Source organism: Amycolatopsis sp. NPDC004772, from assembly GCF_053601215.1.
Genome location: NZ_JBSGBK010000138.1, coordinates 1 through 14,440, shown reverse-complemented (window position 1 = coordinate 14,440; position 14,440 = coordinate 1). Strand labels below are relative to the sequence as shown.

The following is a 14,440-nucleotide window of genomic DNA, read 5'->3' as shown; positions in this document are numbered from 1 at the left end:
CCCCTCCGGGGGGGGTCCGTCCGCTTGGGGGGTGTCTGTGTCCGGCGGGCACCCCCCCCCCACCCCCCCCCACGACCGCGTCAGCCGAGTTCGGCCAGGAGCCAGGCGACCGTGTCCTTTTTGGACAGGAGGCGACCGTCTTCGTAGCGGGATTCGTAGTCCGGGAGCACCGCGCGGAGGGCGTCGGTGAGCGCCCGCACCTCGGGACTGCCAAGGTCGAGCCGGCCGCGGATGACGGCCGACGCGGCGAGCACCCGGGCCGCCGTCTCGGGACGGCCCTGCCGCTCGCGGATCATCGCCAGCAGCTCCACCGCCCCGGCCAGGTCCGGCATGTCGCCGCGCCGGTTCGTCGCCCGGATCGCGATCACCGCGTGCGGCTCGGCCTCGTCCGCGCGACCCTGGGCCAGCAGGAGCCGCGCCTCGAACGCGTGGATGAACTCGTCGCCGATGCCGCCGGGGAACCAGTCGTCGCCGCCCATCGCGGCGACGCGGTCGAGCAGCGCCCGCGCTTCGGCCAGCCGGCCCGTGCGCAGCAGCAGTTCGAGCCTGCCGAACATCAGGATGGCCCGGTGCTGCAGGTTCGTGATGCCTTCGCCGTAGCGTTCCGCGGCCTCCTGGTCGCGCCAGGCCCCTTCGAAGTCGCCGCTGCGTGCCCGCTCGACGGCCAGCCGCCACCAGTGCTGCACGGCGTCCTCGTACGACCGCAGCTCCATCGACAGCGCCAGGCCCTGCTGGTAGATCTCGATGGCCTTGGCGCTGTCGCCGTTCTGCGACAGCGAGTACGCCTTGAAGCTCAGCGTCATCGCGATGCCCCAGCGGTCGCCGACCGCTTCGAACCCGGCGTGCGCCAGGTCGCGGGCCCGGTCGGCGCCCTCGACGTCCCCCGCGTCGTCGAGCAGGAAGCTCTCCACCCAGTGCCCGCCGGCCCGGGTCCACGCGTCCGGGTGCTGCGCGGCCCGGCGCACCTCCCGGACGGCGATCTCCCGGTCCCCGCCCAGGAAGGCCAGCATCGGCAGGGCCACGGCGAGCCCCGGGTACCGGTCGACGGCGTTGCTCCGCACGCAGTCGTCGACCAGCCGGAGGATCTCGGGCTGGTCGGACCGGACCGGGATCGCGTCCATCAGGTAGCACAGCGCCTGGTAGGCGGCCAGCACCGCCGGCGGCAGCCGGTCGCCGAACTCGAGGGTCTCCCGGATCAGCGAGCCGATCCGGCCGCCCTGGCCGAGGATGGTGAGGTACCAGAACATCCCGTCCAGCAACGCGACCGCGTTGTCCACATCGGACATCTCGATGGCGCCGCGCAGGGCGGCGATCATGTTGGCGCTCTCGGCTTCGTACCGGTCGATCGCCCGCAGCTGGTCGGCCGTGCGCAGCGTCGGTTCGAGCCGCTGGGCGAGCTCGGCGTAGTAGCCCGCCATCGCCCGGCGCATCCGGTCGTGCTCGCCCGACTCCACCAGCCGCTCGGTGGCGTAGACCCGCAGCGTTTCGAGCATCCGGTACCGCGGCTCGCCGCCGCTGTCGACAGTGTCCACTATAGACTTTTCGACCAGGCTGCCGAGCACGTACGGCACGTCGGCGGCGGGCAGCAGTTCGTCGGCGCAGACGGCCTCGATCGGCGTCAGCTCCGCGCCACCGGCGAACACCGCCAGCCGCCGGGCCAGCACCAGCTCGGGCTCGGCCAGCAGCTCCCAGCTCCACTCGACGACCGCGCGCAGCGTCCGCTGCCTCGGCAGCGCCGTCCGGCTGCCCGAGGTGAGCAGCCGGAACCGGTCGCCGAGCCGGCCGGCGATCTGGGCCACCGTCATCGACCGCAGCCGCGCCGCGGCCAGCTCCAGGGCCAGCGGCATCCCGTCGAGCCGGCGGCAGATCTCGCCGACATGGTCCACAGTGGACTCATCGAGCACGAAGTCGGGGCGGACCGCGGCGGCCCGGTCGAGGAACAGCCGCGTCGAGTCGAGCTCGGCGGCCTCCGCGGGCGCGGCGCGTTCCGCGGGCACCGGCAGCGGGCCGAGCGGGCACAGCGCCTCCCCGGTGATGGCCAGCGGCTCGCGGCTGGTGGCCAGGATCCGCAGCCGCGGCGCCCGGTGCAGCAGCTCGTCGGCCAGCCGCGCGGCGGCGTCGACGACGTGCTCGCAGTTGTCCAGCACCAGCAGCGCTTCCTCGCCGCCGAGCACCTCGACGGCCTGGTCCACCGGCTCCGGCTGGCGGCGGTTGATCTCGGTCTCGGCGCGGATCTCCCGGACCTCCAGGGCGCCCAGCAGCGCGCCGGGGACGTCGTCGGGGTCGCGGACGCCGGCCAGCGCGGCGAACCAGACCCGGCCCCGCTGGTGGGCGGGGTGCCGCGACGCCGCCTCGGTGGCCAGCCGCGTCTTGCCGGCGCCGCCCGGCCCGGTCAGGGTGACCAGCCGGGCGCCGCCGAGCAGCTCGGCCAGCAGCTTGAGCTCGTCATCGCGGCCGATGAACGTGGTCAGCCGGGTGGGCAGCCGGTCGGCCACCGGCGACGGCGGCGCGAACTCCCCGCGCAGCGCGGCGACGTGGATCTCCTGCAGCTCGGCCGAGGGATCGACGCCGAGCTGGTCGGCGAGGGTGCGACGGAGCCCGGCGTAGACGGCCAGCGCTTCCGACTGCCGCCCGGCCGCGCACAGAGCGCGGATCCGCAGGCCGGCGAGCCGTTCGCGCAGCGGATCGGCATCGGCGGCCGCGGTCAGGTCGGCGAGCACCCCGGCGTGCCGGCCCAGCCGGATCAGGGCGTCGAAGCGGTCCTCGGCCGCCTCGGCCCGCAGGTCGGTGAGCCGCCGCGCCGGCGCGGACGCGAAGGGCGCGTCGAGGACGTCGGCAAGCGCGGGACCCTGCCAGAGCGCGAGGGCCTCGGTGAGCAGGTCGGCAGCGCGGACGTCCCGGCCCGCAGCCAGCTCACGGCGTCCCTCGGCGGCGAGCCGTTCGAACCGTTCGGCATCGACGTCCCCGGCGTTCACCGCGAGCCGGTACCCGCCAGGCCCGGATTCGACGGCCACGGGCAGGGCCTTCCGCAGCCGCGAGACCAGCGACTGCAGGGCATTGGCCGCGTCGGCGGGCGGTTCGGCCCCCCAGAGCCCATCGACGAGCGCATCGGCGGCGACCGCGCGCCCGGCGTCCAGAGCGAGCCTGGCCAGGAGCATGCGAAGCCGAGCACCCCCGACGTCGATCGGCGTGCCATCGTCTTCCGCCGCCCGCAGCGGGCCCAGCAGCGCAACGCGCATGCGTCCAGCTTTCCAGACGGCGGGCCGGGGTGGGTCCGGCGGCGCCCAATGCCCGGCCCGGGGTTGCGCTGGACGGGCGCCCGGCTCGGCGCGGCGGCGGCCCCGAAGCCCCGCCGCGCCCGAGCGGCCGCGGGCCGACGTCAGGGAGGGCCGACGGAAGTGCTGATTATCCGGACAAATACGACACGCTTCCCCGGATCACCCGTTCGTGGCGATACGTTGCCGACGAGGCCCATCCGCACACGGACAGGAGCGTTCATGAGGGGACAGAAACCGGTTGTGGTGGCGGCCGCCGTGGTCGCCAGTCTCTGCCTCGGCACCGGTGTCGCCGCCGCGGGCGATGGCTGGGGTGCGCCGAAGCCCGGCAGCGATGGCGCCGGCGACAGCTACTACCCGCAGGACGGCAACGGTGGCTACGACGTCGCCGACTACAACCTGAAGGTCACCTACGACCCGGCGTCGCACCAGCTCACCGGGAACCAGGACATCGCCGCGCGGGCGACGCAGGCGCTCAGCTCGTTCAATTTGGACTTCAAGGGCCTGACCGTCGACTCGGTCAAGGTCGACGGCCGGGACGCGAAGTTCAGCCGGACCGGCGATCACGAGCTGGTCGTCACGCCGTCGCGCGCGCTGTGGCGGGGTCAGCACTTCAAGGTGAAAATCGCCTACCACGGCGTGCCCGCGCCGATCAGCGATCCGTCGCTCGGCAACAACGGCTGGCAGTTCGCCCAGGCGGGCGGTGCGTTCGTCGCCGGCGAGCCGCGGTCGGCCACGACCTGGTACCCGGTCAACGACACGCCGCTCGACAAGGCCACCTTCCACCTCGCGATCACCGTTCCCGACGAGTGGGGCGTGATCGCCAACGGCCGCGAGAAGCCGTCGATCAAGACGCCGAACGGCACCACGCACGTCTGGGCCGAAGAGACGCCGATCGTGCCGTACATGACGACCGTCGCGATCGACAAGTGGACCTTCGACCGCCAGAAGCGCAAGGACGGGACCCCGATCGTCAGCGCGTTCGCGCCCGGCGTCCCCGACTCGACGAAGCAGGCCGAGGCCCGGCTGCCGGAGATCCTCGACTTCCTCGAGTCGAAGTTCGGCAAGTACCCGATCGACGCGGCGGGCGGCATCTTCCTCAACGAGCAGATCGGCTTCTCGCTGGAGACGATGAGCCGGCCGATCTACTCGGCGGGCTGGGCGGGCACGGTCCCGACGATCGTCCACGAGAACGCCCACCAGTGGTACGGCGACTCGGTGGCGGTCGCGCACTGGCGCGACGTCTGCCTCAACGAGTGCTTCGCCTCCTACGCCACCTGGCTGTGGGACGAGGCGAAGGAGGGCGTCGACCTGAACGCCCAGTACGCGAACGACGTCAAGACGGCGTCGGCGCGGCTGTGGAACGGCAAGCTCTACGACATGGGTCAGGGCAACGAGTTCACGTACGTGTACTCGAAGGGCCCGATGATGCTGCACGCGCTGCGCAACTACATCGGTGAGCAGGCGTTTTCCTGGGTCCTGAAGACCTGGCCGTCGCTGCACCGCGACGGGAACGCGAGCGTGCAGGAGTTCCAGCGGTTCACCGAATTCGCGGCGCACCGGAGCCTCCAGGGCTTCTTCGACGCGTGGGTGTACGGCAGCGGCAAGCCCGCCGACCAGTACCTCTACCCGGGTGGGCTCAAGCCCGCCGCCTGAGCGCCGGTCGTCGAGGCCACCCTGCGGACGTAGGGTGGCCTCGACGCTTTCGCTTCGGGGAGGACGGTATGGCCAGGGTGCTGATGACGGGGTTCGCGCCGTTCGGCGGCGAGTCGGTCAACCCGTCCTGGCAGGCGGTTTCGCTGGTGGCCGCCCGCCGGGACGACGTCGCGGCGGTGGAACTGCCGTGCGAGTTCGAGACATCCCTGCCCGCGCTGCGGCGGACGCTGGCGGAACACCGGCCGTCGCTGGTCGTCTGCACCGGCCAGGCGGGCGGCCGGGCCGAGGTGACCCCGGAGCGCGTGGCGATCAACCTGATCGACGCCCGCATCCCGGACAACGCGGGCGCCCAGCCCCTGGACGCCCCGGTGGTCCCGGACGGCCCGGCGGCGTACTTCTCGACGTTGCCGGTGAAGGCCTGCGTGGCGGCGATCCGCGAGGCCGGCGTACCGGCGTCGGTGTCCCACACCGCCGGGACGTACGTGTGCAACCAGGTCTTCTACGGCTTGATGCACCTGCTGGCCACGGAGTTCCCCGGCGTACGCGGCGGCTTCGTGCACGTTCCGTTCAGCCCGGAGCAGGTCGCGGCTTCGGGAAAGGCCGAGGCATCACTGGGCGTGGACCGGATCGCCGACGCGCTGGAAGCCTTGGCGGACACGGCGTTGCGCGTGACGGAGGACTTGGCGGTCAGCGCGGGCGCGGAGCACTAACCGCCGCGGCCGGTGAGTTCGACGAAGGCCGCGGGGCCCGGGACGTTGTGGTGGATCGTCAGGTCCGTGACCCGGTCGCCGCTCCAGGCCGGCGTGAAGGTGACCAGCAGCGTGCACCGGCGGCCCGGCTCGACGTCGTGGCCGACGCACGCGCTCGCGTCCACCGTGAAGTCCTTGCTGTCCAGCTCGATCCCGCTGACCCGCAACGCGCTCGCGCCGACGCTGCGGACCGCCACCACGCAGGTCGTCGTCGTGTGCACCGGGGTCTCGGGGCAGGTGACCGACTCCGGGACGATCACCCGCGGCTCCGCGGCCACCTCCGGCACGCCCGGGAACGTCGCCGGGCGGCCGCGCACCAGGTCGAGGACGGTCACCCCGGTGACCGTCAGGACCAGCGCGCCCGTCGCCAGCAGGACGATCGCGATCGCCTTGATGCCGCGGGCACTGCCGTCCTTGGCGGTGAACCCGCCCGCCGCCAGGACCGTGACCACGAGCGTGGAGATCAGCGTCGCGTCCGGGCCCGCCCCGATCGCCGCCGGGACGAGCGTGCCGAGCAGCGACGCCCCGACCGTGACCGCGAATCCCGTCCAGGAGAAGCGTTTCGCCTCGCGCAGCTGACGCCGCACGGTGGGCGCCCGGGGTTTCGTGACTGTGCTCATGCAGGTAGGAGCGTCGAGACCACCCGGCACGGACGACATTCCCCCGTTCGGCGGTACGGCGAGCCGTCCGTGATCTGACGCACACCGCCGGCAAACCTCCCTGCCGGGTGATCGAACGGTGTTTACATGTCCGGAACGCGCAGCCGAAGAAGAGGTGAGTGATGATCGGATTCGAGACCGACCTGCAGGACCTGCGGGACTCGGCCCGAGCCCTCCAGGGAGCGGCCGACGCCGCGGAAGCCGCGTCGAACGGCCTGCGCGGCACCGACGTCCCCGTCAAGTCGGAGGGCGGCGGGTTCTTCGGCGGCCTCGGCGCGATGTTCCCGGCGGACAACGCCTTCGGCCGCACGCTCGGCATGCCGGCCGTCGCCGCGGCCTACAACGACCACCTGGCGAAGATCCGGAAGCTGGTCGCGCAGCTGCACCAGACCACGGCGGACACCAGCCACGCGCTGATGCGGGTCGCGGAGCTGTACGAGAAGGCCGACGAGGACTCGAAGCAGCGCGTCAACCGCGCGGCCGCCGGCCTGGAGGGGAACTGACGTGGACGGCTACTTCGACACCGGGCTCGACGCCCAGCCGATGTCGGGTGGCGACGACCGCCGCACCGAGCTCCTGGACGGCGTCTCCGAGGACCTGAAGCAGGGCGCGACCGACGCCCTCGACGCGCTGGAAATCCTGCGGATGACCGACTGGATCTTCGGCCTGGGCCCCGGCGACGACGGCTTCCGGAAGATGCAGGACGACGTCGCCGCCATCTACCGCGAGTTCTCCGACGCCGACATCGACCACGAGTCGGCCGAGGGCCTGCAGAGCCTGATCATGCGGCACGACGCCGTCTGGAAGGCGCTGCAGCGCGACTCCGGCCCGAAGCTCGACGACGCCCGGCAGTTCCTCGACGTCTGGCGCGGTTCCGCGGCCAACGCCGTCAAGGCCTACCTCAACGAGCTCGCGGACACCTTCACCGAGGTCGAAACCAAGATCACCATCCTGGAGAGCGACATCGTCGCCGCGCGCGAAGCCATCGCATCGGCCCGGCAGGACCTCAGCAACCTCGGTTCCACGTTCAAGAGCACGGCGGAGGACTACCAGAAGTCGCAGGAGCGCAAGCGCGAAGCGGCCATGTCGAAGGTGTTGGCGGCGACGTTCGCGGGCGCGGTCACCGGGCTGCTCACCGTGGCCACCGCCGGCGCGGGCGCCGCGGCGGGCGCGACGATCTTCACCATGGCCAACGGCGCGATCGTCGCCGGGAACGCCGCCGGCGGCGCGATCACCGCGGTCGTGGCGAACCAGGCGGAGATCACCGGTGACAACGGGTTCGACCTGTACCAGAGCTTCCTCGACAGCGCGGGCAAGATCCGCGACGGCGCCGGCGACGCCGCGCAGAAGCTGGCGGACCGCATCGGCGACGAAGCCGTCGACCTGCCGAAGATCCCCGACGCGCCGGACGTCAGCCCCGGCTCGAGCTTCGACCCGGACAACTTCGAAACCGACCGCACGTCAAGGCGGACCGAGAAGAACGTCCGCGACGCGAACGTCGACATCGCCCCCGACGGCCAGGTGTCCAGCGGCGCCACCCACGCCGGGAGGCTGGATGGCTGACGGCCCGGACCGCGACGCCCTCCTGGCGGAACTGTCCGCGCTGTCGGCGACGGCGACGTCCGCCGACGGCGCGGTTTCGCTGTCGGTCAACACCGACGGTGTGCTGACCCGGCTGCGGCTCACCGACGCCGTCTCCGGGATGTCGCCGACGGAGATCGCGGACGCCGTCCTGCGCACGTACGTCGAGGCCCAGCGCGAGTCGGCGAAGCGGACCGGGCAGCTGCTGGCGCCGCTGGGCAGCGGCGGTTACCTGATGGACCGGCTGCGCTGGCGGGTGCAGTTCGAGCCGGAGCCGGTCCCGCTCGCCGCGCCGGCGCCGTCCGCCCCGGTGGCCGAGCCGGACGGCAAGGTGCTCAAGGACCGGTCGTCGGACGCCCCGGCCGAGCCGCCGCCGGCCGGGCCGGTCGCCGACGACGACTGGTACGGCCGCGGCATGCGGCTCGACCGGGCCTGGTGACTCAGGCCGGCTTGACCTGGCTGGAGAAGCCGGCGATCAGGTCCTCGAGGCGGCGGGGTTCTTCCGTGAGGTAGATCGCGGCCACCCGGCGCTCGGCCACGCCGAAAAGCACGATCGACGACTTCTTGTCGGCACTGGCGACGTACTCGCCGTGCAGCCCGCCGCCGTCCCAGGTGCCGCGGCCGGCGGGCGTCAGCTTCGTGTTCACCTCGATGTATTCGGTGGTCACGCCCTGGTAGTAGCTGACACTGCCGCCCGTGAAGGCGCAGATGACCGAGAGCTGGGCGCCCAGCAGCTGGGCGAAGTGGCCGTTGTCCTTGCAGGTGCTCCGGTCCGGGACGGAACCGGCCAGCAAGCGCAGGCACGGGGTGAAGCCGGCCCGGTCGCGCTCGGTCGTCTGCGTGCAGTCCGCCGCGGCCCGCGCGGTCCCATCGCGGATGACGAACACGACGACGGTGGCCACCACCGCGGCGACCAGGAGCACGGCGAGCGCGAGGAACCAGGGCTTGCGCTTCCGGCGCGGTTCCGGTGGCGGCGCCGGCCGCGGTGGCACTGCCTGCTGTTGCCAGGGTTGCGGCCGCGGCGGCGTCACCGGCGGGCGGACGGGTGCGAACGCGGGCACGGTGAGGTCGCTGGTGGTGCCGAGCGGAACGTGGTGGAGTCCGAACGCGACGGCCGTTTCGGGCTGGTCCTGCGTGGTCGGCGTGACGCCGAGCTGCCGTCCGAGCAGGGTGGCCAGCAGCGGCATCCGGCTCGGGCCGCCGACGAGGTAGACGCCGGCGAGCTGCGCGGGCGTGAGCCGGGCGCGCCGGATGGTGGCACCGAGCAGCTCGGCGCTGCGCAGCAGGCTGGGCCGCACGAGCGCTTCGAGCTCGTCCCGGCTGACCAGGACGTCGCCGAACGGCTAGGGCATCGGCACGTGGGTCTGCGCGTGCCGCGAGAGGCTTTCCTTGGCGTCCCGGACATCCTGCAGCAGCGCCCGCCGCGTCCGGCGGTCGGCGGTGGTCTGCGGGCGCAGGAGGCGTTGCCACTGCGCGGGATCGGCGTGCGACACCTCGCGTCCGATGTGGACGAGCAGCGCCTGGTCGATGTCGAGGCTGCCGAGGTCGGGCAGGCCGTCCTCGGCGAGCACGGTGAAGCCCTGCTGGGTGACCCCGACGACGGCGCAGTCGAAGGTGCCGGCCCCGAGGTCGTAGACGCCGATGGGGCCGCCGCCCCGCCGCCCGAGACTGGCGTAGTGCGCCGCGGCGGCCACGGGTTCGGGGATCAGCCGCACATCGGCGAGCCGCGCTTGCGCGGCGGCGTCCCGCAGCACGTCCTGCCGGTCGGCGCCCCAGCCGGCGGGGTGCGAGATCCGGGTCTGCGCGGGCGGGCGGCCGAGCTGCCGTTCGGCTTCCTCGCCCATCCGCCGCAGGACGGCGGCGAAGGCATCGGCGATCGGGACGTCGACGTCGCCGAGCCTGATGGCGCCTTCGTCGATCCGCCGTTTGGGGTTCGGTTCGAACCGGCTGGGATCGAGCCGCGCCCGCCGCTCGGCATCCTGGCCGACGACGAGCAGGCCGTCATCGTTGACGTAGACGGCGGAGGACATGGTGACCGACCCGTCGACCTCGATCGCCCGGGGCCCCCGCCCGAAGGCGGAGAGCACACCGACCGTGCTCGAAGTCCCGAAGTCGATCGAGAGCACGTCCACGCGGATTCCCCTCCCAAGGTCCGCGGGCATCGTCTCACGGGCCCGAGGGGTGGCTCCGATCAGGCAGAGTCCCGCTGAGCGGCCGAAACGTGACGTCGTGGTCCTCGAATTCGGCGACCACCCGCATGCGGCCGCCAAGGGCCGTGATGTAGCGGCCACGGCCGCCCGAGGCGCGGGGGCGCTTGGGTCCGGGAACGCCGAAGGGCGGCTCCCCACTGGGGGAACCGCCCTCCTGGCGCGCTAAGCGACGATCACTCGCCTTCGGCTTCGCCGCCCTGCTCCTCGTGGCCCGCGCCGATGCTCACCGGCGGGGCGTCCGGGATGGACGACGGGCGACGCTCGCCGCGGAAGGTGAAGCGCGCCTGGTCGTCCTTGTCCTCCGGGTTGCCGCTCCAGCCTTCGACGTCGACCAGGATGATCTGACCCGGCTCGACCTCGCCGAACAGGATCTTCTCCGACAGCTGGTCCTCGATCTCGCGCTGGATCGTGCGGCGCAGCGGCCGCGCGCCCAGCACCGGGTCGAAGCCGCGCTTGGCCAGCAGCGACTTCGCCTTGGCCGTGAGCTCCAGCTCCATGTCCTTGGCCTTGAGCTGGGTCTCGACCCGGCCGATCATCAGGTCGACCATCATGATGATCTGTTCCTGCGTCAGCTGGTGGAACACGATGATGTCATCGATCCGGTTCAGGAACTCCGGGCGGAAATGCTTCTTCATTTCCTCGTTGACCTTCTGCTTCATCTTCTCGTACCGGGTGCCGGTGTCGTTGGACCCGGCGAACCCGAGCGAGACGGACTTCGAGATGTCCGACGTGCCCAGGTTGGACGTGAAGATGAGGACCGTGTTCTTGAAGTCGACCGTGCGGCCCTGACCGTCGGTCAGGCGGCCGTCCTCCAGCACCTGCAGGAGCGTGTTGTAGATCTCCTGGTGCGCCTTCTCGATCTCGTCGAACAGCACGACCGAGAACGGCTTGCGCCGCACCTTCTCGGTCAGCTGCCCGCCCTCTTCGTAGCCGACGTAGCCCGGAGGGGCACCGAAGAGCCGTGAAGCGGTGTAGCGGTCGTGGAACTCACCCATGTCGATCTGGATGAGCGCGTCGTCCTCGCCGAACAGGAACGAGGCCAGCGCCTTCGACAGCTCGGTCTTACCGACACCGGACGGGCCGGCGAAGATGAACGAGCCCGACGGGCGCTTCGGGTCCTTCAGGCCCGCCCGCGTGCGGCGGATCGCCTGCGAGACGGCCTTGACCGCGTCCTCCTGGCCGATGATGCGCTTGTGGAGCTCTTCCTCCATGCGCAGCAGCCGGGTGGTCTCCTCCTCGGTCAGCTTGAACACCGGGATGCCGGTCCAGTTGGCCAGCACCTCCGCGATCTGCTCGTCGTCGACCTCGGCGACGACGTCGAGGTCGCCGTCCTTCCACTGCTTCTCCCGCTCGCCCTTCTGGCCGAGGAGGGTCTTCTCCTCGTCACGCAGGCGGGCGGCCCGCTCGAAGTCCTGCGCGTCGATCGCGGATTCCTTGTCGCGGCGGACGTTCGCGATCTTCTCGTCGAACTCGCGCAGGTCCGGCGGCGCGGTCATCCGGCGGATGCGCATCCGGGCGCCGGCCTCGTCGATCAGGTCGATCGCCTTGTCCGGGAGGAACCGGTCGTTGATGTACCGGTCCGCCAGGGTGGCGGCGGCGACCAGCGCCGAGTCGGTGATCGAGACGCGGTGGTGCGCCTCGTACCGGTCGCGCAGGCCCTTGAGGATCTCGATCGTGTGCTCCAGCGACGGCTCGCCGACCTGGATCGGCTGGAACCGGCGCTCGAGGGCGGCGTCCTTCTCGATGTACTTGCGGTACTCCTCGAGCGTGGTCGCGCCGATCGTCTGCAGCTCACCGCGGGCGAGCATCGGCTTCAGGATCGAAGCCGCGTCGATCGCGCCCTCGGCGGCACCCGCCCCGACCAGCGTGTGCAGCTCGTCGATGAACAGGATGATGTCGCCGCGGGTCTTGATCTCCTTGAGCACCTTCTTCAGGCGCTCTTCGAAGTCACCGCGGTAGCGGGAGCCGGCGACCAGGGACCCCAGGTCCAGCGTGTAGAGCTGCTTGTCCTTGAGCGTCTCGGGCACCTCGCCCTTGACGATGCTCTGCGCGAGGCCTTCGACGACGGCGGTCTTGCCGACGCCGGGCTCGCCGATGAGCACCGGGTTGTTCTTGGTGCGGCGGGACAGCACCTGCATGACCCGCTCGATCTCCTTGCCGCGCCCGATGACCGGGTCGAGCTTGCCCTCGCGGGCGAGCACGGTCATGTTGCGGCCGAACTGGTCCAGGACCAGCGAAGACGACGGGGTGCCCTCACCGCGGCCGGAACCGGTTTCGGTGGACTCCTTGCCGCCCTGGTAGCCCGAGAGCAGCTGCAGCACCTGCTGGCGGACCCGGTTGAGGTCCGCTCCCAGCTTGACCAGGACCTGCGCGGCGACGCCCTCGCCCTCGCGGATCAGGCCGAGCAGGATGTGCTCGGTGCCGATGTAGTTGTGGCCGAGCTGCAGCGCCTCGCGCAGCGACAGCTCCAGCACCTTCTTGGCGCGCGGCGTGAACGGGATGTGCCCGCTCGGCGCCTGCTGGCCCTGGCCGATGATCTCCTCGACCTGCTGGCGCACGCCCTCCAGGGCGATGCCCAGCGACTCCAGCGCCTTGGCGGCGACACCCTCACCCTCGTGGATCAGACCCAGGAGGATGTGCTCGGTGCCGATGTAGTTGTGGTTGAGCATCCTGGCCTCTTCTTGAGCCAGGACGACCACCCGCCTCGCGCGGTCGGTGAACCTCTCAAACATGTGCACTCCCTCGACTGCTGCGCCGGCGGCCCGTTTCCATCGTGCTTTCACCGCGATGGATTCAGCACCGTGAGACCACTCTAGTAGCCAAGCCGTCGCGCTGGCGTACCACTACGGCTCTCGGCGGTCGTTTCCGCACCCGGACGTGGCATCTCCCGGGTGCTCCCATCATCAGGTTGCCCTGCACCTTTACGTCAAGCACAACGTGCGGAGCGCCATCCGGATTCCGCCATCCGCGCGGTGTCCGCTCACCGCGAACAGTCCGCAAGCTGGGAGTACCCCACCCGATTGGCGGAGCTCCCGGAAGTCTGTAAGGTTAGGCACGCCTAATCAACTACGCGTCCGAGGAGGTCCGCGGTTGAACCAGCAGCGGTCCTTCCGTGACGCACGCGAGGTCGGCGACGGCCTCGCGTCGTCGTTGCGGCGCCTCGCGGGCCTGCAGGAACGCACCGAGCTGCGCAGCGACGTCCCGGCGGGCTGGATCCGCTGTTCGGAGCTGCTGGAGACGTCCGCGCACTTCGGCGAATGGCGTGGCTTGCTGGGCGACTGGCTGGTCCGGGAGCACTCCGCGGCCCCGGACCGCACGACGGCCAGCTGGGTGCTGACCTGGTATCTGCACGTCCCGGCGTACGTCGGCGCGCTGCTGTGGCACCACGAGCGCCGGGTGCCCTCCCTCGCGCCGGCGGAGCTGGCGTTCCGGTTGTCGGACGACCGCCCCCACCCGGACGGCATGGCCCTGCTGGGTGACGCGTTCCACTGCCTCCCGACGGACCCGGGCTCGGCCCGCCCGGAGGCCACGGTGGTCCGCGACGAGCGAGCCCTGGCGGCGGTCCTGCGGGCGCGCTACCTGGCGCACGCGGCGAAGTTCGTGCGGGTGTACGCGCCGGTGAGCAGACTGGGCCGCCGCACCCTCTGGGCGGCGGCGACGGACGCGCTGGAGAACTCCCTGTGGTGGGCGGGCCGCCAGGGCGGAACACCGGAAGCCGAGGGCGCGGGGGTAGCGGACGCGGCGTTGGTGCTGGACGAGCGGTACCCACCGCTGACGTCGGCATCGACGCTGCGGCTGGAGGAGGGGCCGGAAGGCCACCGCGAGTGGACGCGGCGGCGGGAGAGCTGCTGCTTTTCGTACTTGCTGCCGTCGTCAGCGGAGTGCGACGGCTGTCCGCGCACCTGCTCGCGGTAGCCCTGTCTCCCCAGGTAGGGCGGGACTGCGGTCTGCTGGCTGGTCTCTGCCCGGGGGTGCAGGTGACTTCGGGCGGGTCGTCCGGTGAGCGGCCCGCCACCCCGAAGCCGTGATTGTCACTACGGCCAGTGGTACCGCGTCAAGGCGGGAAAGCGTGCCTTGACCCGGCACCACCGGCCGTGTTCGGGCTTCGGATCGGAGTGGCGGGGCAGGTCTGGGCTGGGTGCCGGTTTGGGCGTCCGCGTCTCGTTCGGGCCGGTGAAATGTCCGGCCTGAAGGGCGCTCCGACTTCCGCGGAGCCCCCGCCGCTCCCAGGCAGGGTTCCGGCAAAGTCGTTTGTGCTGGTCAAGGGAGTATTCCGTAGAGTGTGAGCGGTCGCGAGGTGTCGCGAGCGA

At 71.6% G+C, this 14,440-nt stretch carries 9 protein-coding genes and 1 pseudogene; 6 read left to right on the top strand and 4 right to left on the bottom strand.

What is annotated here, in order from left to right; all coding sequences use genetic code 11:
• Positions 1-80: 80 nt before the first annotated feature.
• Positions 81-3,239, bottom strand: coding sequence for a BTAD domain-containing putative transcriptional regulator (locus ACWEF6_RS41085; protein ID WP_449687906.1), 3,159 nt, complete (start codon positions 3,237-3,239; stop codon positions 81-83).
• 258 nt (positions 3,240-3,497) lie between these two features.
• Here ACWEF6_RS41085 and ACWEF6_RS41080 point away from each other — a divergent pair, with 258 nt between their 5' ends.
• On the top strand, positions 3,498-4,931 hold the full coding sequence (locus tag ACWEF6_RS41080; protein ID WP_449687905.1) for a M1 family metallopeptidase: 1,434 nt from the start codon (positions 3,498-3,500) through the stop codon (positions 4,929-4,931).
• A 68-nt stretch (positions 4,932-4,999) separates the two neighbouring features.
• Complete coding sequence (gene pcp, locus ACWEF6_RS41075) at positions 5,000-5,641, top strand: pyroglutamyl-peptidase I (RefSeq protein ID WP_449687904.1); 642 nt, start codon at positions 5,000-5,002, stop codon at positions 5,639-5,641.
• On the opposite strand, the gene ACWEF6_RS41070 is transcribed toward pcp, so the two are convergent.
• Positions 5,638-6,300, bottom strand: coding sequence for an Ig-like domain-containing protein (locus ACWEF6_RS41070; protein ID WP_449687903.1), 663 nt, complete (start codon positions 6,298-6,300; stop codon positions 5,638-5,640). The genes pcp and ACWEF6_RS41070 overlap by 4 nt on opposite strands.
• 161 nt (positions 6,301-6,461) lie before the next feature.
• Here ACWEF6_RS41070 and ACWEF6_RS41065 point away from each other — a divergent pair, with 161 nt between their 5' ends.
• Genes ACWEF6_RS41065 through ACWEF6_RS41055 form a run of 3 tightly spaced genes read left to right on the top strand, consistent with a single transcriptional unit; the run spans position 6,462 to position 8,359 of the window.
• The gene (locus ACWEF6_RS41065; protein ID WP_449687902.1) at positions 6,462-6,842 is read left to right on the top strand and encodes a hypothetical protein; all 381 of its coding nucleotides are present in this window, start codon (positions 6,462-6,464) and stop codon (positions 6,840-6,842) included.
• Between the two features lies 1 nt (position 6,843).
• Positions 6,844-7,902 (top strand): hypothetical protein, encoded by a 1,059-nt coding sequence (locus ACWEF6_RS41060; RefSeq protein WP_449687901.1) that lies wholly within the window; start codon positions 6,844-6,846, stop codon positions 7,900-7,902.
• The gene (locus tag ACWEF6_RS41055) at positions 7,895-8,359 is read left to right on the top strand and encodes a YbaB/EbfC family nucleoid-associated protein (protein ID WP_449687900.1); all 465 of its coding nucleotides are present in this window, start codon (positions 7,895-7,897) and stop codon (positions 8,357-8,359) included. Before ACWEF6_RS41060 ends, ACWEF6_RS41055 begins: the two co-directional genes overlap by 8 nt.
• 1 nt (position 8,360) lies before the next feature.
• Here ACWEF6_RS41055 and ACWEF6_RS41050 read toward each other — a convergent pair.
• Both ACWEF6_RS41050 and ACWEF6_RS41045 read right to left on the bottom strand, forming a co-directional pair.
• Positions 8,361-10,052: pseudogene (locus ACWEF6_RS41050) on the bottom strand (Hsp70 family protein).
• 251 nt (positions 10,053-10,303) lie between these two features.
• A complete protein-coding gene (locus tag ACWEF6_RS41045) occupies positions 10,304-12,862 on the bottom strand; it encodes an ATP-dependent Clp protease ATP-binding subunit (RefSeq protein WP_449687899.1) in 2,559 nt (852 codons plus the stop codon).
• Positions 12,863-13,220: 358 nt separating this feature from the next.
• Here ACWEF6_RS41045 and ACWEF6_RS41040 point away from each other — a divergent pair, with 358 nt between their 5' ends.
• Complete coding sequence (locus tag ACWEF6_RS41040; RefSeq protein ID WP_449687898.1) at positions 13,221-14,045, top strand: (2Fe-2S)-binding protein; 825 nt, start codon at positions 13,221-13,223, stop codon at positions 14,043-14,045.
• The last annotated feature ends 395 nt before the right edge of the window (positions 14,046-14,440 follow it).

Bases quoted from the DNA above. Each gene is read 5' to 3' on its own strand.
- ACWEF6_RS41065 (WP_449687902.1), top strand. From the start codon at position 6,462: ATGATCGGATTCGAGACCGACCTGCAGGACCTGCGGGACTCGGCCCGA.
- ACWEF6_RS41055 (WP_449687900.1), top strand. From the start codon at position 7,895: ATGGCTGACGGCCCGGACCGCGACGCCCTCCTGGCGGAACTGTCCGCG.
- ACWEF6_RS41080 (WP_449687905.1), top strand. From the start codon at position 3,498: ATGAGGGGACAGAAACCGGTTGTGGTGGCGGCCGCCGTGGTCGCCAGT.
- ACWEF6_RS41070 (WP_449687903.1), bottom strand. From the start codon at position 6,300: ATGAGCACAGTCACGAAACCCCGGGCGCCCACCGTGCGGCGTCAGCTG.
- ACWEF6_RS41045 (WP_449687899.1), bottom strand. From the start codon at position 12,862: ATGTTTGAGAGGTTCACCGACCGCGCGAGGCGGGTGGTCGTCCTGGCT.
- pcp (WP_449687904.1), top strand. From the start codon at position 5,000: ATGGCCAGGGTGCTGATGACGGGGTTCGCGCCGTTCGGCGGCGAGTCG.
- ACWEF6_RS41085 (WP_449687906.1), bottom strand. From the start codon at position 3,239: ATGCGCGTTGCGCTGCTGGGCCCGCTGCGGGCGGCGGAAGACGATGGC.